The organism is Robinsoniella sp. KNHs210 (genome assembly GCF_000686105.1).
Lineage (GTDB): Bacteria > Bacillota > Clostridia > Lachnospirales > Lachnospiraceae > Robinsoniella > Robinsoniella peoriensis.
In genome coordinates this window covers 3,969,290-3,995,535 of the sequence record NZ_JMLZ01000002.1, presented here as the reverse complement: position 1 = coordinate 3,995,535, position 26,246 = coordinate 3,969,290, and the positions used below count along the sequence as shown (strand labels likewise).

The 26,246-nt window shown below is 40.2% G+C and carries 18 protein-coding genes and 3 pseudogenes; 3 read left to right on the top strand and 18 right to left on the bottom strand.

From position 1 onward, the window contains the following. Positions 1-4: 4 nt before the first annotated feature. The 9 genes from CD03_RS0123825 to CD03_RS0123785 form a co-directional block, all read right to left on the bottom strand. Positions 5-1,942, bottom strand: a complete 1,938-nt coding sequence (locus tag CD03_RS0123825) for an oxidoreductase (protein WP_027295768.1) — start codon at positions 1,940-1,942, stop codon at positions 5-7. A 57-nt stretch (positions 1,943-1,999) separates the two neighbouring features. Then, positions 2,000-3,931: a bile acid Fe-S flavoenzyme BaiCD gene (baiCD, locus tag CD03_RS0123820; RefSeq protein WP_027295767.1), complete on the bottom strand. Its 1,932-nt coding sequence runs from the start codon at positions 3,929-3,931 to the stop codon at positions 2,000-2,002. Positions 3,932-4,038: 107 nt separating this feature from the next. Then, complete coding sequence (locus CD03_RS0123815) at positions 4,039-5,238, bottom strand: AraC family transcriptional regulator (RefSeq protein WP_027295766.1); 1,200 nt, start codon at positions 5,236-5,238, stop codon at positions 4,039-4,041. 84 nt (positions 5,239-5,322) lie between these two features. Next, entirely contained in the window at positions 5,323-5,766 is a 444-nt protein-coding gene (locus tag CD03_RS0123810; protein ID WP_027295765.1) for a GNAT family N-acetyltransferase, read from the bottom strand. 87 nt (positions 5,767-5,853) lie between these two features. Further along, positions 5,854-6,126 carry an acylphosphatase gene (locus CD03_RS0123805; protein WP_027295764.1) on the bottom strand — a complete coding sequence of 91 codons (273 nt, stop codon included), beginning with the start codon at positions 6,124-6,126 and terminating at the stop codon, positions 5,854-5,856. A gap of 11 nt (positions 6,127-6,137) precedes the next feature. Further along, positions 6,138-6,923, bottom strand: coding sequence for a M15 family metallopeptidase (locus CD03_RS0123800; RefSeq protein WP_156043017.1), 786 nt, complete (start codon positions 6,921-6,923; stop codon positions 6,138-6,140). Between the two features lie 108 nt (positions 6,924-7,031). Further along, positions 7,032-7,982 carry a hypothetical protein gene (locus tag CD03_RS0123795; RefSeq protein WP_027295762.1) on the bottom strand — a complete coding sequence of 317 codons (951 nt, stop codon included), beginning with the start codon at positions 7,980-7,982 and terminating at the stop codon, positions 7,032-7,034. Continuing rightward, positions 7,979-9,397 (bottom strand): sensor histidine kinase, encoded by a 1,419-nt coding sequence (locus CD03_RS0123790; protein ID WP_027295761.1) that lies wholly within the window; start codon positions 9,395-9,397, stop codon positions 7,979-7,981. The genes CD03_RS0123795 and CD03_RS0123790 overlap by 4 nt, the downstream gene beginning before the upstream one ends. Further along, positions 9,398-10,051: a response regulator transcription factor gene (locus CD03_RS0123785; protein ID WP_027295760.1), complete on the bottom strand. Its 654-nt coding sequence runs from the start codon at positions 10,049-10,051 to the stop codon at positions 9,398-9,400. A gap of 220 nt (positions 10,052-10,271) precedes the next feature. Here CD03_RS0123785 and CD03_RS40185 point away from each other — a divergent pair. Further along, positions 10,272-10,382: pseudogene (locus CD03_RS40185) on the top strand (hypothetical protein); the annotation flags it as partial. Here CD03_RS40185 and CD03_RS40180 read toward each other — a convergent pair. Beyond that, positions 10,359-10,412 (bottom strand): annotated as a pseudogene (locus CD03_RS40180) (hypothetical protein); the annotation flags it as partial. The pseudogenes CD03_RS40185 and CD03_RS40180 sit on opposite strands and share 24 nt — an antisense overlap. On the opposite strand from CD03_RS40180, the gene CD03_RS40175 reads away from it, so the two are divergent. Further along, positions 10,398-10,502: a DUF6783 domain-containing protein gene (locus CD03_RS40175; RefSeq protein ID WP_442969747.1), complete on the top strand. Its 105-nt coding sequence runs from the start codon at positions 10,398-10,400 to the stop codon at positions 10,500-10,502. The pseudogene CD03_RS40180 and the gene CD03_RS40175 overlap by 15 nt on opposite strands. On the opposite strand, the pseudogene CD03_RS37410 reads toward CD03_RS40175, so the two are convergent. Continuing rightward, positions 10,494-11,257, bottom strand: a pseudogene (locus CD03_RS37410) (IS5 family transposase). The gene CD03_RS40175 and the pseudogene CD03_RS37410 overlap by 9 nt on opposite strands. 120 nt (positions 11,258-11,377) lie before the next feature. Between CD03_RS37410 and CD03_RS0123770 the strand changes: the two are divergent. Beyond that, positions 11,378-11,920, top strand: a complete 543-nt coding sequence (locus CD03_RS0123770; protein WP_027295759.1) for a hypothetical protein — start codon at positions 11,378-11,380, stop codon at positions 11,918-11,920. Between the two features lie 37 nt (positions 11,921-11,957). Here the strand turns inward: CD03_RS0123770 and CD03_RS0123765 are convergent, their stop codons facing one another. The 7 genes from CD03_RS0123765 to CD03_RS0123735 all read right to left on the bottom strand — a co-directional run bounded on the left by CD03_RS0123765 (position 11,958) and on the right by CD03_RS0123735 (position 26,210). After that, positions 11,958-13,043 (bottom strand): hypothetical protein, encoded by a 1,086-nt coding sequence (locus CD03_RS0123765; protein ID WP_027295758.1) that lies wholly within the window; start codon positions 13,041-13,043, stop codon positions 11,958-11,960. A gap of 192 nt (positions 13,044-13,235) precedes the next feature. Then, positions 13,236-13,463, bottom strand: a complete 228-nt coding sequence (locus tag CD03_RS0123760; protein ID WP_027295757.1) for an HPr family phosphocarrier protein — start codon at positions 13,461-13,463, stop codon at positions 13,236-13,238. Between the two features lie 634 nt (positions 13,464-14,097). Beyond that, entirely contained in the window at positions 14,098-16,704 is a 2,607-nt protein-coding gene (locus tag CD03_RS0123755) for a glycosyl hydrolase-related protein (RefSeq protein ID WP_027295756.1), read from the bottom strand. Between the two features lie 63 nt (positions 16,705-16,767). Continuing rightward, on the bottom strand, positions 16,768-22,962 hold the full coding sequence (locus CD03_RS0123750; protein ID WP_027295755.1) for a glycoside hydrolase family 2: 6,195 nt from the start codon (positions 22,960-22,962) through the stop codon (positions 16,768-16,770). Between the two features lie 34 nt (positions 22,963-22,996). Further along, entirely contained in the window at positions 22,997-23,830 is an 834-nt protein-coding gene (locus tag CD03_RS0123745; protein ID WP_052377947.1) for a carbohydrate ABC transporter permease, read from the bottom strand. A 2-nt stretch (positions 23,831-23,832) separates the two neighbouring features. Then, positions 23,833-24,723 (bottom strand): carbohydrate ABC transporter permease, encoded by an 891-nt coding sequence (locus tag CD03_RS34610; RefSeq protein ID WP_052377946.1) that lies wholly within the window; start codon positions 24,721-24,723, stop codon positions 23,833-23,835. 149 nt (positions 24,724-24,872) lie between these two features. After that, complete coding sequence (locus CD03_RS0123735) at positions 24,873-26,210, bottom strand: ABC transporter substrate-binding protein (RefSeq protein WP_027295753.1); 1,338 nt, start codon at positions 26,208-26,210, stop codon at positions 24,873-24,875. Positions 26,211-26,246 lie beyond the last annotated feature (36 nt).

Sequence of the window (26,246 nt, the reverse complement as noted above, 5' to 3'; positions counted from 1 at the left end):
CCACCTAAGCCTCTAAAGCAGCCTCCCACCCTTCCCGGACTGCCTCTAACGCCTGTCTTGCTCCTTTTGCATCACCGATGCAGATTACCTTTTCAAAGGAATCCTTTACTTCTTCATACAGTTTATTCTCAGCCCTGGAGCCACAGGCATATATGATGTGGGTAAATCCGGTCATCGTTTCTATGCCTGCCGGCGATTCCACTTCTGCCTCGTTTCCATTTACCGATAATAATTTAGTACCTGTCATCATCCGTATCCCCAGATGGTGAAGGCGGTTCATGGTGGGAAGTTGATTATTTGGTACCATTCCGGCTCCAATTGCATCTGCCATTTCAATCATGGTGACATTTAGTGAGCCTCTCTTTTGATGCATCAGGTGTTCGCACACTTCACAGCCTACCATACCGCCGCCTACTACCAGCACATTACCTCCAATAACCGGAACTTCATTATTCAGCACTTTTTGTGCCGTGATTGCAGAATCTTTTTCAATCCCGGAAATTGGCGGGATAATTTCCTTTGCTCCGGTTGCTATTATTACAATATCAGGTTTGTATTCCTCTAATGTTTCTTTCATTACATGGACTCCGCATTTAACCGGAATCCCAAGCCGGGCTATTTCATTTTGAAGATATACAATCCATCTGCTGAGTTCCTGTTTGTGGGGAGGGATACAGGCTGCATTCATCTGTCCGCCCAGCCTGTCGCTTTCTTCAAACAAGGTTACCTGATGTCCGCATAATGCAAATGCCCTGGCACTAGCCATACCTCCGATGCCGCCTCCAACAACCGCCACTTTTTTTGATTCTTTTGCGGGTAGCAGCTCCATCTCGGCTTCCCTGCCCAATGCCGGATTAATGACGCAGGATGCCGGACGTCTCTTCGTCTGCTCGCCAATGCATCCGATTCCGCAGGATGCACAAGGTGCAATTTCATCCATCCTACCTGCCTGTGCCTTATTTACAAATTCCGGATCCGAAAGCAGTGCCCTTCCGATAACAACGCCGTCCACCAGTTCACTGTCCGTAAGATACATTGCATAAGCCGGATCATTAATCTTTCCCACAACAATTACTGGTACCGTTGCTATTTTTTTAAGCTCCTGCGCCTCAGGTACATTGACCCCCATCCTTTCTCCATGGCATGGAATAATCTTATTGCAGCGTTCATACTGGGTTCCCCCGCTCACCTCAAATGCATCGATTCCGTGAGCAATTAATTTGGGAACCAGATACTTCATGTCCTCTATAGTATTTCCCTGTTCATCTCGCTCACTGCCGCTGATTCTAAGAACAATCGGAAAATCCGGTCCGCACTTTGCTTTGATTGCATCTATTACTTCCAACAGCAGTCTTGCTCTGTTGTCCAGTGAGCCGCCATAGGCGTCTGTACGCTTATTTCTCATGGGTGAAAGGAATGATCCAAGGAGCATATATGCATGGGCACAGTGCAGCTCAATACCATCGAATCCCGCCTGCTTTGCCTGATAGGAGGTCTGTGCATATTGTGCAATTATTTCGGGAATTTCTTCTATTGCAAGTGCCCTTGTCTTCTGCCCCATCGAGTTGATATACACACTGCTTGCCTTAGGCGGCGCACCAAAAAATGCGCTTACACTTTCCGGTCCCGGATGTGTGATCTGCGGAATAATCTTTGTTCCATAGGCATGAATTTTATCTGTAAACTCCTTATAAGATGCAATACTTTCCTCATTTCGAAAGCACAGCGTATTCCCCAGATACGGAACGCCCGTGTCCACAGACAAAGCATCCAGGATAATACATCCGGTACCTCCTTTTGCCCTGGCCAGCCAGTAATCCTGCATTCTCTCATTTACAGTTCCATCCTGGCTTTCATATCCCAGAGACATAGGTGCCATAAATGTTCTGTTCTTCATCTTCATGGATCCAATTTGTAATTCTTCAAATAATTTTGATTTCATCCTAAAAATGCCCCTTTCCATTACATATCTGCCACATGATTATACATTTGCGTTAATTCAAAGATTTCGGGCTGTTTCGTACCCTTCCGCAATTGCATCCAGTGCACGCCTTGCCCTTTTTGCATCCCCAATTACATAATACGGTATCTCTAATTCATCACAGACTGCTGTAAGTGCCGTACTGTCATTCGCCCTGGAGCCTGCTGCAACTACAACACTGTCACAGGTTACTATCGATTCCCTGTCCTTCTGATACGTTACCACACCCTGAGCACAGACCTCTTTACACACTGCTTTTGTTATAATCTCAACACCCAGACTTTGCATTTTCTGCATTACCGCAATTTTTCTCAGGCTGCCCAAATCCTCACCGGCTGTTTCTTTCATTTCCACTACCTTAACCTTGTGTCCTGCCGAAGCTAATGCATCTGCCGTTTCCAGTCCCACCAGCCCTCCGCCAATCACACAGATATCACCTTTTGGATCTGCCCTGCCATCCAGGACCTCATGTGCTTCATAGACAGGCAGACTCTCTATGCCTTCCAGGTTCAGAACAATCGGTGATGACCCAATTGCCAGAATTACAGCATCCGGTAATTCCTCCCGAATAAGAGCAGGCGTTACTTCGGCATCGTAATGTACCGGGATACCGGCCCTTTCTACCTGTTCTGCAAAAGATATTGCTGCATTTTTCATTTCTGCCTTACCGGGTGCTTCTCCTGCTGTAATAAACTGACCGCCTAAATGATCACCGGATTCAAAAATTACAGGTAAATGTCCCCGTTCTTTTAGTACCACTGCAGCTTCCATTCCTCCCATACCTCCGCCGGCTATCAAAACTTTCCTGGGGCTTGCCGCTTTTTCTAACCGGTGCTCCTTCTCGTGTCCCAATGCCGGATTTCTCATGCAGGTAATGAACGGACGGTTTACAATATCACAGAATCCATCATAGCATCCCTGGTCACAGCCAACACAATGAATAATGTCCCTGACTCTTCCTTCCTTTGCCTTATTTGCAAATTCGGGATCTGCCAGCTGCGCCCTCCCCATAACAATCATATCTGCTTTCTCCTGCTCCAGGATATCTTCAGCCAGCTGGGCAGTGTTTATTCTTCCTACCGCAATTGTGACCATACCGGTTTCACGCCGTATACGATTGGCATTTTCCACATTAAATCCATTTGGCACATCAATGGGCGGTACCTCATACAGAGACGCTGCCGTTATGATATTTCCTCTGGAAACATCCAGGACGTCTACCCCCGCATCCTGAGCCAGCCTGCTAAACCGAATTACTTCTTCGATTGTCAGACCCTGGGGAAGAAAATCGTCGTGGGCATCAATCCTCATGAACAGCGGCATATCCTCCGGTATGTTTTCCCGGATTGCCCGGATACATTCCAGCGGGAACCGGGCACGGTTTTCAAAACTTCCCCCATATTCATCCGTCCTGTGGTTCAGTCCTCCGCTTAAGAAGGAATGAGGGAGATAATTATGGGCACAATGAAACTCAATGCAGTCGTAACCTGCTGTTACACATCTGCCGGCTGCTTTTCCATAACATCCTATTATTTCCGCAATCTCTTCTTTTTCAATTGCCGGAAGTGTATAGTTTCCAAAATTCATGTCATTCACCACCAGCATTTTTGCCTTCGGATCCATTACCGTAGCAATTGACCCCTGCCACAACTGGATCCCTGCCTTCCCTCCTGCTCTGTGAATGGCATCTGTCAGCCTCAGATGACCCTCAATATAAGAATCTTCGCTGATCGAAACAAAATGAGCTGGTGCACTCGGCGTATGCACTGCAGCCACCTCTACAATATTAAGCCCGCAGCCGCCTTTTGCCCTTGCCTCATGATAATCGATCAGTCTCTGGGTAACCTCGCTTTTCTCGCTTGCCATTCTTGTGCCCATTGCCGGCATAACAATACGATTTTGCAGTTCCATGCCCCTGATTTTAATTGGGCTGAATAATTTTTTAAACATAAAAAACCGCCTCCTGTCCGAAAGTAGCAGATATAGATTGCTCTTTTCTTACATTATAGCGATTTTATATAAATTAATATATTCAAAAACATTAGTTTTCTTCTCATTTATTCCCCTTGGAATAACTTGCGGAATTGGGAAGCAGACTGATTCATCCACTCCTGAAATGTTCTTTGAAACGTAGACAGGGATTCAAATCCACAGCGCACAGAAATTTCCAATACACTTAACTTTGTGCTCCTCAGAAATGCCGCTGCATAGCAAACCCTGATTTCATTTAACAGACTCCGGAAATCCGTTCCAAATACATTTTTAAATATCTGTTTCACCGTATACGGTTTCAGGTAAAATTCCTCACTCATCTTTTCGATATTTATTTCCTTCATGAAATTAAGATGAAGATACTGCAGGAACTGCATGCCGATACCATCACCTTCCATTTCCATTTTTCCATTTCCGATGAATTCTCTCTGATATTCCCGTGGTGTCATATTACAATGTTGTTCAAATACCCTGTAAAATGCGGGTACCGATGGAAATCCCAGTAATCCGCTTACGTATTCCATTGTCAGTTCCGTAAAATGCAGCAATGCGCAGGCGTTGATAATCCTTCCATATTGCTGTAGCTGAAAATAAGTATAACCACATGCATTTTTGATTCTCTGATTCAGCACTTTGGGCGAACAGTACATTTCCTGTGCCATATCATTTAAACTCAGATGTTCTCCGCCTGCCAGAGACACTTTTTGTATTACATTCCAGACTTCATGGTTTTCCTTTTTATTTTTTCCAATATTTTCATAGGCATAGCGGCAAAAATAATTATGAAGCTCCAATGTTTTATACAGTATCATATTCTTACTGCCAAATCGTTGCTCCTTCTTTTCCTGCAGAAGGTCAAGCACCAGTGCCTCTACCCTGGATTTCTGCCCGCCCTGTAATTCTGCCATCGGGCAGGTATCATAAACCAGCTTGGCATTGGCATTCCTGGGATGTTTTTCCCAGCACATATACATAAATAATCCAATATAAAATTTGACAACTACCGCTTCTATTTCTCTTTTAATCGTATGTATCTCATAGAAATGATGGGAATAAAGACAAAAGAAAGATCCTTCTTTCGCCGGATAATCACATCCATTTACCCGGATGATCCCATCCCCGGACAGCACATATATGATCTCAACCTGTTCATGCATATGCTGCTCCAATGGCACTGCGATTTTTTTCTTCTCAATCTGAATCTCTTTTTCCTTATAATTATCATAATAATTAATACCGGTATACCAGTCATTCTGCCGTTTCATGAATTCTCTTCCTTTACAACAGCCAGTGGCTTTTCCTGTATTGTATTATGATGGATCCTCAAAGTCAACCGGATTCATCTTACTTCATCCGCCCACAGCCATACTGCAGGACCGGTACAGCATTTTGTACTCATCTTCTCCCACTACAGGATCCTGCTTTTTCTCTTCTACGACAAATCCCTCGTCTTTATAGAATTCAATAGCCCGTTCGTTTTTGCGATAAACATGCAGGGTCAGTACCGGATATTTGTTTTTCGCTACCGTAAGAAGGCTATGTCCGATTCCCTTTGACTGCACCCTTGCATCTACAAATAATCCTGCAATATATCCGTTCACAATCCCGATAAATCCAAGGACGTTCCCATTTATTTCGTATACGTAAATCTCCGCTCCGGGCAGGCTCTCCAGAACCATATCAAAATGATCTTCCCAATAATCCCTGGAAATAAATTTATGTGCCGTCAGATTGGTATCCAGCCAGATCTGCATTACCCGTTCCAAATCGTTTTCTACAAATTCTCTGATCATATCTAACCTCCATATTCCCTGAACGTGTTTAAAATCGTTGTCTGCAAGAAGAACCGGACGGATGCATCACGTACGGCGCTCATATGCTTATCCGATTCTCAGACTTCCATCATCCGCCTCATCCATTTCCACCAGTTCGCAGCGGATATTATCCATGTTTAGATTATATTCGGCTGTAATCCGGTCTATGTACTTTTGTATTCTTCTTTCGTCCCCTTGAAATTCCGCTTCTAAAACTCCGGTACTCATGTTGATAATCCATCCTGACAGCCCCATTTTACCTGCCATAAAAAATAATCTCGGTTTTAACCTCTTTTCACTGCCTGTACCTAAAATAATAAGTCTCTTTCTTACCTTCATAGGTATCCCCCCTACTTCTTCTCAAGATATTCTTCTAATGTCAAATTGTGATCCATAATATATCGTGCTGCTTCGACTCCCACGTACCTGAAATGCCAGGATTCATAATCTATATCTGTGATATCTTCTTTCCCCTTGGGATATCTGAGAATAAATCCATACCTGGCACAATTTTCCTGCAGCCATTTATTTTCCGGTGTTTCCTCCTGCGTGTCATCCAGTTTCTGGTTGCTTAAAGCTGCAATATCTACTGCCAGTCCGGATTCATGTTCACTATAACCCGGCGGCATGACAACTCTTGTTTTTTCCTCATATGCCTCTTCGTATGTCAGCCCCTGCTGCATCAGAGCACTGATATCATGATCCAGAATTTTCTGCTGACTTTCTACACTGCGGTAGCCGGAAGCCACACAGAATTCCAACCCTTCTTCACTTCCATCTGTAAGCATTTCCTTCAATTGCTCATAAATGGAAGCAGCCACGCTGGTCAGTCCATTTTGCAGGGTCTTTAACTCCACCTGGTAATCATCCGGCAGCGGATGGTCCTTGTTAACCAGAATTAACAGATTCGATTCCGAATCCGTTGTATTCTGCCGGTTAACTGTTAATTCGTTTCCGCCGGTATTGATTTTATCATTTTGGACAACTTTTGCTGCCGGTTTATTTTCCATTGACTTAAATGCATTTGCCGCCAGCATAAATATGCCTACCATACTAAAGCATAAAACCCCTCCCACCAAAAAACGCAGGCAATGAGCCCTTAACCTTCGTATTCTCTTTTTTCGTCTTTTGTTCACAATTGTCCCTCCTTATAACAGATATCCCCTTATATTCCGTATCGTTATACATAGGATAGAACCCAACTGCATCAAAATCGTGTGAAATTTGTATCATAGTTGTATCATTTACTCATTTTTATCTGCATTCTCCACCCAGTCCGCCATTGTTTCAATGCCAACAGCAAATGCCGGCATATAATTTGCTCCAACATTTTTCCCATACCAGCTCTTTCTGACATTGGCTGAAGTATTCTTAAACTGGTATTTAATGATAGAATATAAATAATCAAAACCTATAATTTCAGAAAAATCTGCACCATAATACTGCTGGAAGCCTTCCATCAGTATTGAATTCTGAGAATTCACATAATAGTAAAACTCTTCACTGCTTTCCTTCATTGAAGGATCTTCCGTTTCAGCCTCCACGCTTGATGCAATATCTTCCGTTGCACTTTCCGTAACACTTACATCATTTTGGCTATTTTTTATCCATATTTCATTCATTGCCATCTGCGACTGAAGAATATCATACTCTTTATGAAGGATGTCACATGAAATACCTGCACTATAAATCTTGTAATCATATGCATCTACACAAAATTCAAAGTCAAAAGTCGTAAAGTCACTAAATCTCATATACCAGAACAGCACATTGTCATTTGGATTCAGTGTAGAGGATTCGTTTTTCACACTGTAAAGGGAAGCATCCACAAAGTAATCCACATAGGGGTACTGCTCCACCATCCAGAAAACACCTGCTTTCTGCAGCCCAATTACCTCTTTTGCCAGACCCTCAATTAATTTTTTGTCACTCACCACATTGTCTTTCGTCTGACGGACCGGCCTGAATTTTGTGTTTTCTCTGACCGGCTGCATCAAAACCTCCAGTTTACTCTCTAAGGATGTATTATAATCGTAAGACAGGGAAACCTTCTCTCTATCCACAATGGTAACATTATTCAGATATTTATTGTCATGTATCTTGCTGTAATACTGGGGGAAAAAGACAGCCATTGCAATTAATCCACCTACAAAGACTGAACTCAGGGTATACATTCCTATTTTTTTCCAATTCATCTGCCCGCTCCCCCTTCCGGGAAGGAAATCCAGATCGTCGTTCCCTCTCCTTCTTTACTTCGGATACGCCATTTGGCATCATGGATCTCCACAATTTTACTGCAAAGTGTCATTCCAAGACCCGCCCCTCCTTCTTTTCTGGCTCTGGACTTGTCCACCATATAAAATGCCTCTGTGATTTTACTGAGCTCTTCCTCTGGTATACCACAGCCATTGTCCTTTACCATAATTTCATAATCATCCTGGTTTCTCTTTCCCGTAATCCAGATGTCACCCTGTTCGTAAGACGCCTTTCTGGCATTATCGATCAGGTTCACCAGCAGGGACACCAATAGATCCTTTTCTCCAATAATAACGCCTTCTTCCGCCTTCATATGCAGCGTAATCTGTTTCACTTCCAGAGATGCACTTACTGTCTGTACCACATTTTTCATAAACGCCTCTGCCTGAATCGGCGTCAGTTCATATTCATGCTTCTTCGTTACAATTAATTCCAGCAGCTTTAGGGAAAGGCTTTCCAGACGCTTTCCCTGGGAATAGATGTAGTTGGATGCTTCCATTATCTCTTCTTTATCCAGATCCATTGTCCGCAGCATATCTGCATATCCTATGATGGATGTAAGCGGCGTCTTCAGTTCATGGGCAAAGGAGGCCGTAAAATCTTCCTGCCGCCTGGCTGCCTGCGCCAGCTCTCCCATTTTCTGACACAGATTTTCCGCCATATCATTAAAGTCCTGGGACAGCTCTCCGATCTCATCCTCGCTCACGCGTTTTGCCCTTATCTGATAATCTCCCCTGGAAAACTTCCTGGTTACCTTCGAAAGGGTAACTACTGACCGGGTCAGATAATTGGAAAGCATCAGGGTTACAAAACCGGTCCCCACTAAAAGCACGACAATCCCAATCTGGTAACGTTGAAACAGCTGTTCACGCTCTGAATATATGTAGGAAATATCCATGATATTCTCCAGATAAAATATGCTCTCCTTACTTTCGCTTTTACACATTACGATCAGATAATAGCCTTCATTTTCATTTACTATTTCATATCCGTAATTATTATCCTGAAGTCTTGAGATAAAGTCAGTATCTGTCTTTATGTTTGCGTCACTGAACAGCACTTTTCTCTGCTTGTCATAGACTCTGATATAGCTGTTGCTTCCTCCTACACTTTTCTTCAGTGAATTGGCGATATCCTTAATCACTTTATCATCTATAACCAGATATTCTTCTCCTAATGAATTTACGGACATTTCAAATGCAAACTGGAACATTTTATTTTCGGAATTCCCACGTTCAATCTCCCGGTCCAGGGATGACTGAAATGTGGCGGTCACTATCCAAATGCCAAAAATGCTGAATACGACTGCAATCAATGCCGTAAAAATAAAGAAAATCTTCCAGCGAAATTTCATTTAAACCTCCAGTCTGTATCCCACTTTATATACGGCAACTATATAGGTCTCCCAGTTCAGCTTCTTTCGCAGCCTTTGTACATGCAAATCCACAGTCCTGCTGTCTCCCAGATAACTGCTTCCCCATACATTTTCATAGATCGTCTCCCGGTAAAGGGCTATATTCTTATTGCGTACAAATAGAAGCAGCAATTCAAATTCTTTCAAAGTCAGCAGCACTTGCTCACCTTTTTGTCTGACAATCCTGGAAGAAACATCTATCTCAATGTCTAGAATACGGATTACCTTTTCCGCTTTATTATATCGTCTCAGGGCACTTTCCACCCTGGCAAGCAGCTCTATAATTTCAAATGGCTTGGTGATATAGTCATCTGCTCCCTGGCGAAGCCCCTTCACTTTATTATCCAGAGATCCCATAGCCGTTATAAAAATAACGGGAAGATTCAGGGTCTTGGCATACTCCAGTAATTCATATCCATTAATCTTTGGCAGCATGATATCCAGAAGTACCAGATCATAATTTCCTTCTGCCATCTTATCCGCAGCATCTAAACCATCAAATGAGCACTCACACTGATATCCTGCTTTCACAAGATTCATGCGGATTAAATTAGAAATCGGCTCTTCATCTTCAACAACCAGTATTTTTATCATTTTTTCTCCCCCGTTTGTAATTGCTTCATTGTTCTTTTTCTATTTTGCGCCAAAGTTGCATCATTTTTGTATCATGTATGATGCATTTCTTCTATTTTTCGTATTTTTTAACTGTCAGTTCCAGTATATATGAAAAAAGTCGAAAAAACAAACTGATAATTATGGCAGCCCTATCCATAAAAGCCGGAAAGAACAAGATTCTTAAACCTGGCATTTTAGGATGGACTTATTTTTTATCCTATGCTACACTAGAGTATATCTTATATTTGCTTTCTGGCACCTGTGCGTCACAGTTTGTGGGAAATTTGTTCCGGATGAAGGGCGCGTAGCGGGCTACGTAACCTGAATTCGGGGCAAATATGCCGCAAAGTGTGGTGTGCAGATGGCAGGAATGAATTTTCAAACACGCTCTAGAGCGTGTTTTAAAATTGCTACACATTGGTCATTTTAACCAAATTAATATTGAAGCGATACACAAAAATCCCAGATAGGTGAATGCAAGTTTGTCATAGCGGGTGGCAATTCTACGAAATGCCTTTAGCTTTAAAAAGAGTTTTTCTATCAGATGCCGCTCTTTATATAGCCACCAATCGCAATGACGTTCAAACTTTGCTCCCTTTCTTGATGGAATTGTTGGTTCACCACCTTGCTCATAGATATAGTCAATCAGTTTATCACTGTCATATCCACGATCAGCAAGTATGTTACTTCCTTTTAAATTTACATGTTTCAATAAGGGAATCGCGAAATTAATATCGTTGCGTTGTCCTTCACTGATCATGAAATACACTGGATTTCCATAAGCATCCACAATGGCGTGTATTTTTGTACTGGCTCCGCCCCGGCTGTGTCCTATTTCGCTAGAAGGCCCCCTTTTTTTGCACCTGCACTATGTTGGTGCGCCTGAACGATAGATGCATCTAACGAAAGTTCTTCCAATGCGGCTTCAAGGCTTAGAACGCGAAAAATATTATCCAGTACGCCAGCATCAATCCACTTACGAAAACGGCTGTATACACTTTCCCATGGCCCATAACGCTCAGGAAGATCACGCCATGGGGCTCCGCTTCGCGCCAGCCAAATCATTGCATTAAGCATGGTACGGTTTTCTTTTGAGGGACGACCTGGTTTTCCTGTGTTTTCAGGAGGAAGTAAAGTTACTATATGATTCCATTCATCATCTGTTAATTCATATCGTCTCAACATATAAAACACCCCTTTTTCTTTATTTTACCATAAAACGGGGATGCAAAACATTTGTTTTGTGCAACTTTTAATTTTCAAACACGCTCTAGGATTATCATTTCATATAAAGGGGGTTTTCTTATGGGAAGCATAGGAGGAAAAGCCGGAAACGGCATATACTATTTATTTATAGGTCAGATATTGGGATTACTGGGCTTTATCCCGATTTTGGGAATCGTAGCGGTACTGGCAAGCTTTATCATCTGCCTGTACGCAATTTATATCCTGTCCGGGGTCAGCGAGGACTATAAGACAGCCTTTTTTATCACAATTATAAATCTTGCTGTTAATATTATTGGTATGTTTTTCAATCATGGCATTATTTCAGGCATGTTGAGCATGGCGAACACCATCTTATCATTCCTATCCGTATTTTATATCTGTAAAGCCACCGCCGGTATTTTGTGGGGCGTAGACCAGACACTGGTAAGCCGTGCAGGGCTGATCTGGAAATTATATGGATTATGTATGGTCGTTATGCTGATCTGCGAGCTGCTGATGTATATTCCAATTATTAATATTTTAGCATCTATTGTAACATTTATAATTGCAATTATTCAGTTGGTTGCCGGTATTTTGTATCTGATGTTCCTCTGGCAGAGTCAGAAAGTCTTGAGACGATAAAAACAGGTCGGATTTCTTCATAGAAATCCGACCTGTTTTACTTTGTTTTATTTAGTTTTTTAGCTCTCTTTTCGTCTGCCTTTTTCCAGCCTTCGTCATAGAACACGGTATATTCTTCCCAGGCATCGTCCCAGCTCTTGTATTCTTCGTCACCACGTTTATCCTTAAAATCATAATTTTCTGCAAGATACTTCCCCAGGTAAGCAGTCAGTTTTCTGGCTCCTTTGGAATTCAGATGATTTGTATCACAAAAATCTGAGGTAAAATCAATACCCAACTCCCGGTACATCTCTTCCGTATTGAAATTGATGCCTGGAAAACCATTCTCTTCTGCAATCTGAAATGCCCGGTTAATGTGTTCCTGGTCTCCACTCCCAATACGTGTGGGAACAGCTGTAAATAAAAGCTGAATATCATTTTCTTTGGCATAATTCATAATGTCAGTCAGAATCTTTAACTGTGTCTCACTCAGTTCCCCTATACTATTCGTAATAGTCGGTCCTTCTTTATCCCTGATCTTAAAAGCGGTCTGTTCATATACACCTTTCATCTTGGTAACCGGCTTTACAAAGTCTGTTTCACTCAATTCTTCCCACCTGGAATGATATTTCAAAAACGGAATATAATGGGATATTTTATCATCTAAATCCGTTTCATCCTTTCGGTAATTCTCTGCAAATTCAAATGCATTATTGATGGCATCAAATCTATTTTCGGAAAATTGCATACTATCTGTCAGACGCCTCACTTTATAGTCCCGCTCAATTAATTTACTCTCTCTAATTCCTCTAAGATCTATGATCGCAAGTTTTACATTCTGCTTTTTTTTTACTTCTTTTAAAACATTAACAGTCAAATTCATAGGCTGAAGATCAGTCGACATGGAATAAACCGCAATCCCATATTCATGCCAGGCAAGAGGTGCCACCCATGCTCGTTCAACAACACTGTTGCCTATGTAAACCGCATCCCATGTATTTTCTTTTTCTTCCTTATAAAATGCACGGTAACGTGCGGTAGTCCCATCAGCAGCCGGGTGTACAAAAAGGCTGTTTAATCCCCATAAAATTCCGACCAGAAGCACAAAAAACACTGCTGTACGAAATGCTTGTTTCTTCGTCATACTTATGTTCTCCAATTCATAAAAGCAAATATCATCCACAACTCATTCCCTGTTATAAAGTAGATCAAATAATGGTAATACTTTTAAGAGAATATCATAATTTACGTTACTTTGCAATATTTTCCGTCAAAAATGGCAGTTGCAAGCATTTCAGCTTACAACTGCCATTATAATATTTCACCTAATTATTTACTATGCTGCTATAGCACCCGGAACCAATGTTTCCGCTACTGCCAGATCACTGTAACAGATTATTTCCACCGTCTTTTCAATTCCCAGACTTACCAGACCCATAATTGACTTGCCATCAACCAGTACATGATCGTATTTTACATCAATATTATAATCGCATTTCTCAGCGCGGTCTACAAATGCAAGTATGTCCTCCACGGAGGAGAATGTACAGGTGAACCGTTTCATAGAAATTCCTCCTTTCTAATCCTTATTTCTAAACTTTTTGTTTGTCTGCCTCTTTATTTTGATAGCTTTAGTATAATACTCTTTGGATCAAAAAAGAATAGAAAAATCTTCTGAAAACGTGTAATTTTTTACGATCTTTTCCTCTACAGTTTGAATTTCGAATTTAACTTGATAAAAAATACATAGCAATTACAACAACTGCTGTAATAAAGCCCGAACCGATTACATTGAAAATAGTTTGGTAAGTTCTTTTACCTGACTTCCAGTTTTTTTCAATTTCATCCAGTTTTCTGCCTTCTGCAAAAGCTGCAATTTCTTTATAAGTTTGAATATTTACACCACTTTAAATATTTATACGCATCTAAGTAAAACAAAAAAAAATTAGCTCAAAGTATTAATGGTATCTTTAATTAAAATTCATTTTAAATTAGCTTACAATTTTACTTAAACTTGTAGAGTTATACATTCATATAAACACTTAATTAATATTAGTGATTAAGTGTTGTACACACAGATGCTATACTGGCTAAATTATCAAAAATAATCAAGCTGTGTAAGATTGCTATAATATTCAGGTCTCCATCCACTTATATTATCAAAAATATTTGTTTATCCCACAAGACTGATAATGAAATCAGTCTTTTAGAAGAATTGTTTTGATTTCATATGGACCCAAGCTAATTTCGATGAATTGAGTGTTTACCCCTATGCATTCTTTGGCTGCTTCTAAACAATTACATTCCCAGATTTCATTATATATTTGAGCAAATTGCAACTTTTCACTTCTTTTTTCCCCACCAATGTCAATAAATCTCAGTATGGTACCTTTCTCTTTTTCTGCCTTCTTCATCGTTAGAACATGTATATCCTCACCCTTTATCAAAAATTCATTCCGAACTGGAAAATCGCCCGCAACTTTTCCTCCCTCAGAATATTCCATTATCATTGGACTCGTAAATGTATATGCACTTCTAAACTTTTCCGCAGAAGTCTTTTTCCCAAATACCAGCCTATAATTGTACCGTAAAGTGCCTCCCATCCATTGTGGAAAATTAGTGCCCCACATGTTGTTAAATAGATTATTATAAACCACCGGTTTAGCGTTTTGGTATTCTCGATGAAATTGATAGATTCCGTTTTCTCCCACAGAGTTCAGCGGAGATTCTTTGCAGATCAATGTAACACAATCTTCTTTCTCTTCCACATTTATCCAGTTTTCACAACAATACATTGCGTGATTTGCATCCTTAACAATTTCTTTCTCTATATCAACCACTTGTCCCATCTTATTCATAGTAACTCTTGCATCCTTTGCCGCAAATGGGAATAGAATACTTCCTGACTCGGCAAATGGTGTTGCCTGTTTGTCGGGAAGTGATACTGTTATGTCAATCATATCTTCACTGCCATAAAGTGATACTTCCATAATAACCTGATAACTATTTCCATATTTCTGGTAGCTATCCATCTGGTTTTGGCAGGTAATAACTACTTTTCTACCATTTCCCAAGTTCTCTTCACTAAAGGATGCCTCTTTTATCAGATATTTTTCGTGTTTCTGTTCTGGATATTCCATCTTCCCAAGGTCATTCACAAGCCAGTCATAAAACCGGTACGTATATGACCGGATATACTCTGTAATATCTTCGCTTCCAAAAACATCATATTGAAACTGACACAGGCCATCACTTTTTGGGTCTACCCATTCTTTACCGGTTTTTTTGTTAATGAGCGACTGGATTGTGCCCAGACTCTTATCAAAAATAATTTTATAGAACTGGTTTTCAAAAACTCCTGTTGCTTCATCAAATGTTACCTCTTTGTCCCTTGTTCTATCCGTGATATCTTCTGCCTCCTGCCTGGCTACAAACAGAGTCATATACCCTAATGCAGGAATGTTCGTAATCCAGGCTTTCCTTATTCCATCAACTACTTTTACTGCGAAACTCTTTTTCGTAATCGGTTCTATAAGAGTGATATTCCCTTCTATATCCTTCATTTCCGGAAGCTCTACCCATTCATTTCTTATAAATCCAAGCCCATTGAAGATCGTAATATGAGGCTGTTCTGTTGCGATACTATCAGCCAAACGCTTTGCCTGCTCCCCTGCAAATCTCTGTATTATTTGTGTACATAACTCTTCCCTGTCTCTCTGTTCTTGCCATGACTCTTCCATTTTCCTGCAAGCCTCATCCAGCAGATGTAACTGAAATTCATTTTTATGATACCAGCGGTCGTGTCCCAACGTACTTTTCACATCCAATCCCCAGGTGTGTTCACCGAATAAAAGGCTGTTTTCATAACATTGCTCCAAAATTTCTTTGGAACATATCGTATCATCTCTGCACAACGACGTCAACTTCTGAGTCTCATCAATCAGATGTCTTGCATACCTGATGCGGCCAACTTCCAAAGGGTATGAACCAATTCCATGGATCCAGGAATCAGACATATCTTCATTAATTGTTGGAATTTGATCCGTTGGATATTTCATTAGCTCCACATAAAAATCATCCAAAGTCCCGATCTTTACTTCAACATTTGGATATACTTCCTTTGCTTCCCGAATAAATGCAGCAATTGCCTCAACTCTATGCGGCCCCAGATTGTCATTGGTCTGCATTACCGCAAGCCATATTGGGAATTCCCAATCCTCAGGTGGGAGAATGCTAGAACCGTAACCACCCTTGTTATAAAATGTCAAGACCCTGCTTTCATCAGGAGCCTGCCAATAGAATAATCTAGGAACATCCGGCGGCATAGAGCCAGGATTACACCCCAAATGTAGAAATTTAATATCAGCTTTGTTAAGAATTCCTGAGAGAGCCCGCGTATGCCCCGGAACATCAGTCATCTTGGCACTGATAAATTTTTTACCATACTTATCACACAACCTTTTTCCATAATACATTCCACGAATATATTCTTCCACTCCACAAAACTCTGTGTGGGTAGTATAGGGTAACATATGCCATACAAGTTCATCTCTCTGAATTAATTTTTCAGCATTCTGAAGGGTTTCCTTCTTTGTTAATTCTGACTCCAAAATTTTTTTTAATGGCCATGAGGACATCGTCCATACATAAGGGAGATCTGGCTCTTTCTCTCTTGCAGTTTTACACGCATCGACCACTGTCGGCATCAGTTCCTGCGAATAATACTTCAGCACATTCTGTGCCAGGTCTGTAAACCCAATATCGAAATGTGTTTTAAATACAATTATAATTTTTTTGCATTCCATAATATTTTCCTCTTATTTTCTTTTTTAAGAAAGTCCCTCACCCTGCGGTGAAGGACTTTCTATCTACTTGATTTTTACAGCCTTTCCCTGGCCTTTGTTTTTAAAGATTTTTTGGTATGTTCTTTTCCTAGATGAGGGGACATCAATTACTGCTTCTTTAGAAATCCCCTTGTATGCCTGACTTCCCACTTTTTTTAACTGTTTTGTCTTTACTGTAATGAGTTTTAATTTTGCATCATCATAAAACGCCTGCTTTCCAATACTGGTTACATTAGAACCGATTGTTATTTTCTGAAGTGATTTAAATTTATAGAAAGCTTTTGTCCCGATATCTGTGACTTTACATTTCAACCCCTTTAAAATTACAGTAGATGGGATTGTGATACTCCTATATGTTTTCCTTTTTGCTCCAACTACGGAAACAGTCGCTTTTCCCGGTGTTGCGTTCAAGACTTTGTATTTTAGCCCTTTAAAAGAAATGATATCACCCTTTTTTATTATTGGTGTGACTGGCTTTGGTGCCGGTTTTAGTTCCAAAGCAGTTGCTGCCGATATTAACCTTGCCACTGCGCTGTCTACCTTATCCTGTGACACATTTTTATTCTCTGCAATCCTTGCAACTTCCGCCAGCGCATCTGCAAAAATCCGTACACTTGTTTCGGTATACCTGCCTGTGTTCAGATCTCGATACGCTTTATAGATTACCTCTGCCATAGAGTAATCTACTTCTTTTTCTGCCGGCTTCTTCTCAAGGCCTGCAAGGGCAGTTAACAGTTCTGCCTGGGCCAGGGCGATTTCCTTTTTCGCTGAGTTTTCCTTTTCTAACGCTTCCTTGGCCATCGACAGTGCTTTCTGTATTCTGGCTGCGCTTTCCTTCGTATATATATTCAAGTCCATGCCATGGATAGATTCATAAAGTGCGGACAGAAGCTGCCTGTCTGCTGGAATTTCCACTAAAGCACCTGCCGCTTCTCTAAGGTTTGCTAAGCAATCGTCTACCTGTTGTTGGGTAGCTGTAACCTCACGAAGAATATCACCGGCAGCACAGAGCGCTTCAGTAAACTTACTCCATGTATTATCCATATAGTTATCCTGATCAAAATCTTTGCATTCATCATAGAATTGCTGCAATAGGCTTTTGTCTACATCTTGTTCCGATTCATCTTCCAAAGAATACGTTCTATTATAATTATTTTTTGTATCAGCAAGTTGAACTACAATTTTATTAGTATACCCAGGAGTCACTTTTACTACCTTGTTGCCAATACCTGCCAACCCATTAACTGGATATCCCCATCTATTATTAATATTCAGCCGTACTGTTGAATCCTTATTGAGATTAGCGCGCACTGACCCGTCTCCGTCCCCAAACACAGAAACAACTGTATTAGATCCTGATATCCCCATTTCAGCATAGTAGATACCAATCTTAGATGATCTGAAATCATTGGTTCCCAGCCCGCTTCCATCTTCAGGCCAGAAATTGTAAAAATCTTTGTCATCATCCTTCCATTCCATAGTTGGTTTTACACCATATTCACGTTTCCAGTTATTTTCCTTTACGGCTGTTCCTTCCAGCCTCCCCATCTGAATTTCAGGGTAATAGCTTAAATATCCCTGACGCATCCAGGATAGGGTGTCTGCATTGCTTGAAAGGTCATAGGCGATACCAAGCTCATAAGCATCTATATTAGAAGTATTTTTAATACTATACACTGTCTCCATTCTTGCTTCTGAATCAATGCTTATCTTAAAATTGCATCCCATAGTGCCATAAGCTCCATCAATCGTGACTATAGCCTGATTGTCTTTTATTTCTCCTGAAATTTTGTTAAGGCTCCAGGTCCCCAGGTTGTTCATTCCCATATTTAAGTGAGGTCCGCCAGTCAGGACCGTCTCTTCTTTATAGGTTCCAATGGTGATTTTACCAGTCGTCTTACTGAATGTAACTGCAAAATCCTTACCCTTTACCTGAATTATACTATCATTCTGCTCTATCTGCGGAGCAGCTCCTGTGGGTTCTGCAAATGAATAGCAGGCTTTTCCAACAGTTACTACATTGGTGTATACATTTCGGCGGATACCAGATGTTGTCTTATAAAATTCAAGCATAATCTTGTCTCCTGCTTTCCAGCCCTCTTTAGGTGCCGGCACAGATATATTATCTGTCTGTTTCGGAGCAATGTTACTTGTAAGATTACCTTCTGAACCTCCATTTATAGTATATATAATCTCAAAATCATCATCGCTAAAGCTTACCGTTTCATAACGGTTCTCGTATGGCAAAAGCAATGAGCCCTTCATCTGCAACTTCGTTATCTCATTTTCACCTTTATATTGCACTGGAGAATATATATTTTTAGTTGCCCAGATTTCTGGTTTATCTCGTCCCCATACATCAATCTGCCCCCAGTTCGTATTTCCCAACATACGGTTTTTACCCTCGTAGGTATTATCTGTAAAATCCCAGATTGCTCCTCCCAAGCATCTTGGATCTTTATAAATCTCCTCCCAATTTTGTTTGATTACCTGATAGTAATGTTCCCTAAATCCAGGGTCAAAACGCATATCTCCTTCATTTCCATGACTGTATGAATGTGCGTATTCATCCCAAACGGTTGGTCTCCCATTCCGTCCTATTCCATCCATTTTATAGTGATTACTGTGAATATCGATCTTCGCATCATCCGGTACATTACCTCCCCATGAGAATTTTATAGGAATAGATGGATTGACTGCCTTGATGTAACGGCTTGTCTTATCGTGATTCGATCCCCATCCAGATTCATTGGAAATCGACCACATCACAATACTTGGATGGCTGCGATCTTTTTCAACCATTTCACTAACTGCATTCAGAAGATATCCCCTGTAAAACTCATGATGTTCTGTCCATGGTCTTTGAGAACCCAAGGGTCCTCCAGAAAAACAGATGGAGTTTTCTTGTTCTACAAAGATACCCAGTTCATCACAAAGATCCAGCGTCTTATCCGAAAGTGGATAGTGAGCCGCACGTATGTAATTAAAATTATTTTTCTTTATTGTTTCTAAAAGTTGTTTTTCTTCCTCAAGCCCATAAGCAAGAGAATCTGTCCCATAAACGGTATGATAGTTAACACCTCTAAGTTTTATTGGAACTCCATTGATCATATAAGTAGTACCATCAATCGTTATCTCTCGGAAACCGATCTTTTTGCTTACTGTCTCCACAGACTTACCATTTACTATAAGATATGCAGTCAATTCGTATAGATTCGGATGCTCCGCATCCCATTTTTCAGGATTCTTTATTGGAAGTTCTACGCTGTAGTCTTGGAATGATTCTGTAATCTGGATTTTGTCTTGGGATAGCTCTACATTTTCACCGTTCATATCCTTTAATTCCAACTTTATCTCGGCAGTTTTTCCATCTTCAAGAAACGCATTGCCCATCACAGTAAGAGTAGCATCCTCATACTGATCATCCAGATCTACTTCTGCATGCAGACGGTTTAAATAACTCTTCGATGCCGCATACATTGTAATATCACTTAAAATTCCTCTGAATGATTGCAGCTCTACAAACCCAAGGTTATCACTCCACTCATCTACTAGTGACACCGTAATCCAATTATTTTCTCCCGGATTTACATAATCTGTAATATCTGCATCCCATGCGGTATATCCCCCCCTGTGCTCACGGACATATTGACCATTTACCCATATACGTGAGAAGTTAAATGACTTATCAACTCGAAGGAAGACTTTTTTATCCTTATAATCTTCTGGAACCAAGACCTGCTTCTTATAGGCGTATTCCATATTGGTACCATTACGGAAATGTACTGCACTGCCATATGTTCCCGTCCAGTCTGGATCTTCCGGATTAAATACGGGATACCCCTGTGCATCTAATTCTCCTGGAATACTCGCCTGATCCCATCCTGAGACATCAACAGAATCTCTCCAAAAACCATTCTGCGGATACATTGTAAAATTCCATTTTCCGTTAAGTGTCACCTGCGGATTAGCAACTCCCTCAACTTCAGTCGGCAGTGGATTGACCACCACCCTGTCATAAAGATCAGTGTCTGGTTCATCATACATTGGAATTTCTGGAACCTCCTTGCTTTTCCCCCCCATCAATTCTATTTCCCTAATGCCATAGGTTTTGCCAGTTGCCGCTTCCAAAACCTTAATTCTAAAATATCTGCGATGATTTTCCAAATTCGGTATTACATGCTCCTTGGTAGGAGTTACTCCGCCTTTATTTGAAAAATAAGTATACCACATATAAGTATCTGAAGATGTTTCTATCACATATTTATAATTCGCATCATCATCTGCCCAGATAATTTTCATGCAATCAAAATCATAGTAATTTCCCAGATCAATTTTAATCCATTCACCGGATTTATTATTGGATGCCTGCCACATTGTATTCGGATCACCATCTATTGCTTTGGACGCTTCGAAATTTGGTTTCGCAGAAGATGCCTCAATCTTTTTTCCTTCCACAAGATTTTCAGTGGCATACAAGAAACGATATACCTGAGATCCCTGAGAACCATCGTTGAGCTTGCAATATGCATAAATATCCGTATACCCTTCTACCGTAATGGGCTGTGTATACTCTTTAGCGGTTATTGATGATACTGGATCACTTCCATCTGTAGTAAAATAAATTCTCGAATTCTCTAAATGATTGGTCAATGCAATCTCTGTACCAGCAGATACAATTCCTGACATAGGCGAGGCATCTATGTACCGCACCTGATAATCATAAACTATCACGTCCGAATCACGCATTCCTTCTTTTGCCGCATATGCCTTAATCGAAATATCCTGATTCACTTCTATTGGTTGACTGTAAATCTTTTTTGTCCCCGAAGTAATCGGATCACTTCCATCATCTGTATAATAGATAGCCGCATCAAAAGGCACCGTCAAAAAAATCTTATCCCCTTTTCCCAGCAAACTACCGCTTGCATAATTACTCTTTACCACAGGGAGTTTCGAAGTGTCGTAAATCTCCAGTTCATTAACCGCCATCCACTCTTCTGCTTCTATCATTTCAAATTTTACATAAGCTGCTTCCACCGGTTCAAATACTGCTGCTATATCACTATGTAACTCATTGTCCCCAACCTTGCGTTGACCGGCTTCCGTCCAGTTCTCTCCATCCTCAGAGACTCCTATTTTAAAGTGCCTGATACGCTGCGGTTGAGTGCCACTGCCAAACCCATAATATTTCATAATTAAGGTATTAATGGTGGTTTTTTCTTTTAACTTTAAAACCAGGTCAAATTTCTGCCCATTGCTAGCCTGTGCATAGGTATCAAGCTTTCCATCTATCGCCTGCTCAGCAGGACGTCCGTTGTATGATGGCTCATTCATGGATGCTTTTGCCCCTTTTGCAAGATTCTTGTATTCACTCAAGTCCGGGACTTCCGGTATTTCCTCTGTTCCTCCATCGTTTTTTTTCTGATAAGCTTCAAGTTCGGCTGCAACAGCCCAATTACTTGCCTGCGGAAGCGTCAGTTTAACATATCTGGCCTGACAGGCAACATCGGGTACAAAATACATATCATCAAAGCTTGGTTCTGCTTCTTGTACCATTTCCCCTAATTGACACCAGTTATTGTTATCCTGTGATATAGAGATTCCATATATGGCAGCATTATTATTGTCATTCCCGCCGATATTAAGTTTACGGAATACTAGCATATCGATGGACTGCGGCTCTAGTAAATCTATCACTAGCTCCCAGTCATTTTTTCCACTTACAACCTCTCCATTAACCTGTACAAAACTATCAAGCTTTCCATCTGTTAGATTTTTCTCACGGTGGTCAGCCTTATTATATGTTTCCAGGTTTGACCATACAGGTCTATTTAAAGATATATTGTTATATTTTGATAGGTCAAGAAAATCTTCTGGAAGTTCTTCCTCCTTGTAGATATTTGCTTTTATTACTTCAGGTTCTTTTTCTTCCTGAATTAATTCTGCCTTATTATCATGGCTTTTTACTTCATACTGATCTATAGATTCCGTTTCAAACTGCTCCGTTACTATTGTTTCATCTTCACCTTGCTCCGTTACTATTGTCTCATCTTCACCTTGCCTAGTTGCATTCGTTTCCTCCTGCTCCGTTACTATTGTTTTTTCTGGCTCTAAATTTTCCGTCGTAACCTGCTGTGCTGATACCGGAATAGACGAAAATATCATAGTGATTGCCATAACAAATGCACATACTTGTTTACAAAAATTTCTTCTCATTTTTCTTCCCCCTGCCTAAATTTCTTCTTTTGTTTTATCCTTTAACCCCTGATTGTGTTATACTCTCTACAAACTGCTTTTGAAAAAGAACAAAAAGGATAATTACTGGTATCATTGCAATAACAGATGCTGCAAGCAGCTCTGAAATCTTTATCTCATTTGTTGAACTTATTGAAAGTGTAGTAAGCATAATTGGTATACTTAATTTGTCCGGAGTGTTCAATACCAGCTTAGACCAGGCAAATTCATCCCATATAAACGAAAAGGCTAATATTGTTAATGCTGCAACTGCTGACTTTAGTAGTGGTACTGCAATCTTTATAAATGCTTTGAAATTACCACATCCATCTATTCTGGCCGCTTCCAGGATTTCTTGCGGCACATAAGCAGAAAACTGCCTCATAAAAAAAATACCGAATCCACTGATACAAAAAGGAAATACAACTCCAATATACCGATTTAATATTTTCATGTTTTTGGCAAGTCCATATACAGGGAAGAAAGTTAATTCTTGTGGTATCATCATTGTCAAGAGTACCAGCATAAATAAAATATTTTTTCCCTTAAAATTAAATTTAGCAAACACATATCCAATCAAAGTACAGCATGATACATGTAACACAATATACAACACTGAAATACATATACTGGATATAAATGCACTACCCATATTACCCAATTTCCAAGCTGTCACATAATTACTGAATAACAAATTCTTCGGAATCCACTGGAAGGGAATTTGATAGATTTCACCCGGCCCCTGGAACGATGCCGAGACAAGCCATATCAGAGGAAGCACCATTGCTATCGCTATTAATGAAATAACAATATATTTTGAAACACTCAACAAAACTCTTTTCTTTTTCATCGTCAGACCTCACTTTCACCTTTTAATGCACCTGAAAACCTCATCTGAATTGCGGTCAGAACCAGAATAATAATAATTAGGGCAATAGAAATAACAGACGCATAACCCACATTACGGGACTTAAATCCCTGTTCAAACATATACATCATAACAGTCTGTGTGGAACTGTAAGGACCTCCCTGCGTCAATACCAATACAGTAGGATATGAGCGTAAGAATGTAATTGTGGCAATAATCGAAGAATATATAATTGTTGGCATCAGCTGCGGTATTGTAATTGAAAAGAAACGCTGTACCCCATTTGCTCCATCGATCTGCGCCGCTTCATACAAATCTGTATTTATATTAGAAAAACCTGCCAGAAATACCACCACATAATAACCGATATATTTCCACACAGACAATACAATAACTGCCAACATTGCAGTACCCGGTTGTGAAAGCCACGGAACTTTTTCCATTCCAAATTGTACCAACAAACCATTTAGGAATCCCAGTTCAGAGCCGAACCAACTTTTAAAGACAATAGCTGCCACCACCAAAGAAGTTAAATAAGTTGCAAAAATCGTACTTCGAAAAAAACCACTGAACTTGGTAATGCTAAATAGAATCATGGATATAAGCATTGCAATAATGATCACTAGAGGTACACTGACAATTGTTATAATAAAGGTATTTTGGAAAGCTCCCAGTGCAATGCTGTCATTAAAAAACCTCATGATATTTTTAAGCCCTACAAAAGTTGGTTTTTTAATCAAGTTATAATCACAGAACATATAATACACATTCATAATTGTAGGATAATAATATACCATAGCAAAATATAACATAGCGGGAGTGAGCACCACTGCCACGAACCCTATATCCGAATTTTTCCTCTTTTTGAGTTTCATAATACCACCTGTTTCTTCCTATATTACTATAAGACTGCTGCATTAAGTATTGTACTTTACAAGTTTTAGCATGCAGCAGCCCCATACGTTTGATCTTGGCGATCCATGTAATACACGACCACCATCAAAAATTATATAAACAGCCTAATTTAGTTAGCTTCCGCAAGACCTGCGTTAATTTCGGCCGCTGCTGCTTTCATGGTCTCTTCTACTGGATCCATTCTTACAAGAACTTTTTCCAATGCATCGGAATATATTTTAGATGCATCCGGAAATTTATAAGGTGCTTCCAAGAAGTTATATTTTGTATGTTTGAGTTGATCTCTTTGAACTAATTTAGCATCTAGAACACCTTCTTCTTCCCACACTTTCTGTCTTTCAGGATCGTCATAAAACGACAAATTTGTCACTCCTCTTCCAGCCTCATAGGCAAATTCTTTTGATACCATGACATTGATAAAGTCCAGTGATTCCTGTTTATGTTCACTGCCTTCAAAAATTCCCCATTCGACACCGCCAATACTTACCGTATTTTCCCCCGTTGAACCAACAGGTGTCGTTGCTATACCATAGCTGATTCCCGCATCTTTGGTCCCTTCAAGATCCCATTCACCGCTAAATAGGAGTGCCTGTTGACCATTCAGCCAAAGTTGGCTTCCAGTGCCATCTATTTTAGGAACACTTCCATTTTTCACAAGGTCCTGCATATAGGTAAAAGCTTTAATGGATTCTGGTGAATCAATAAGGGTTTTAGAATAGTCTTCATTCATCTGTTCTCCTCCGTTTGCCCATAACCAGTAATCCGTAGCCCAGTTTCCACCTTCAAAGTTGGTCAAATAGATTGACTTACCATCAATGGTCTTTAAGTCTTTTTCTTTAATGTCTTTGGCTAGCTTTGTTACCTCATCAATTGTTGTTGGCGGTTTTTCCCATCCAGCATCTTTCAAAATATCTTTATTGTAATACATATAAATACAATTATTTCCAAAGGTCATGCCAAAGTTCTTTCCATCATAGGTCATACGTTCCAGCTGTCCCTCGGATAATTCTGGATAAATCTCCATCTGCTTAATTTCATTCGTCACGTCCATCAAAAGTCCTTCTCTGGCAAATTCCTTTCCCCAAACCATCTTTCCAATGTCAGGAATGTCACCGCTGTTAAGCAAAACTAATTCTTTTTCACGTGTTTCACTTCCACCATCACCCCAGGGACTTGTGATAATTTCAAATTCGGCATTTGGATATTTTTCTTTATAGATACGCATCGCAACATCAATACTATCTTCCTTTTCTCCAGCCCCAACAATTTTCAACGTAAACTTTTTGTTGTAATCCACCTCTTCACTAACATTACTAGCAGATGAAACTTCACTTGATTTTTCTTCTTTCACTTCACTATCAATTGTCTCCTTACTCTGTCCACATCCTGCCAACAAAGTCATTCCCATAGTACCAAATAAAAGAGCTGCCAAAACTTTCTTCCTCATATTGATATCCTCCTTTTTTCTAATAATTGGATTATA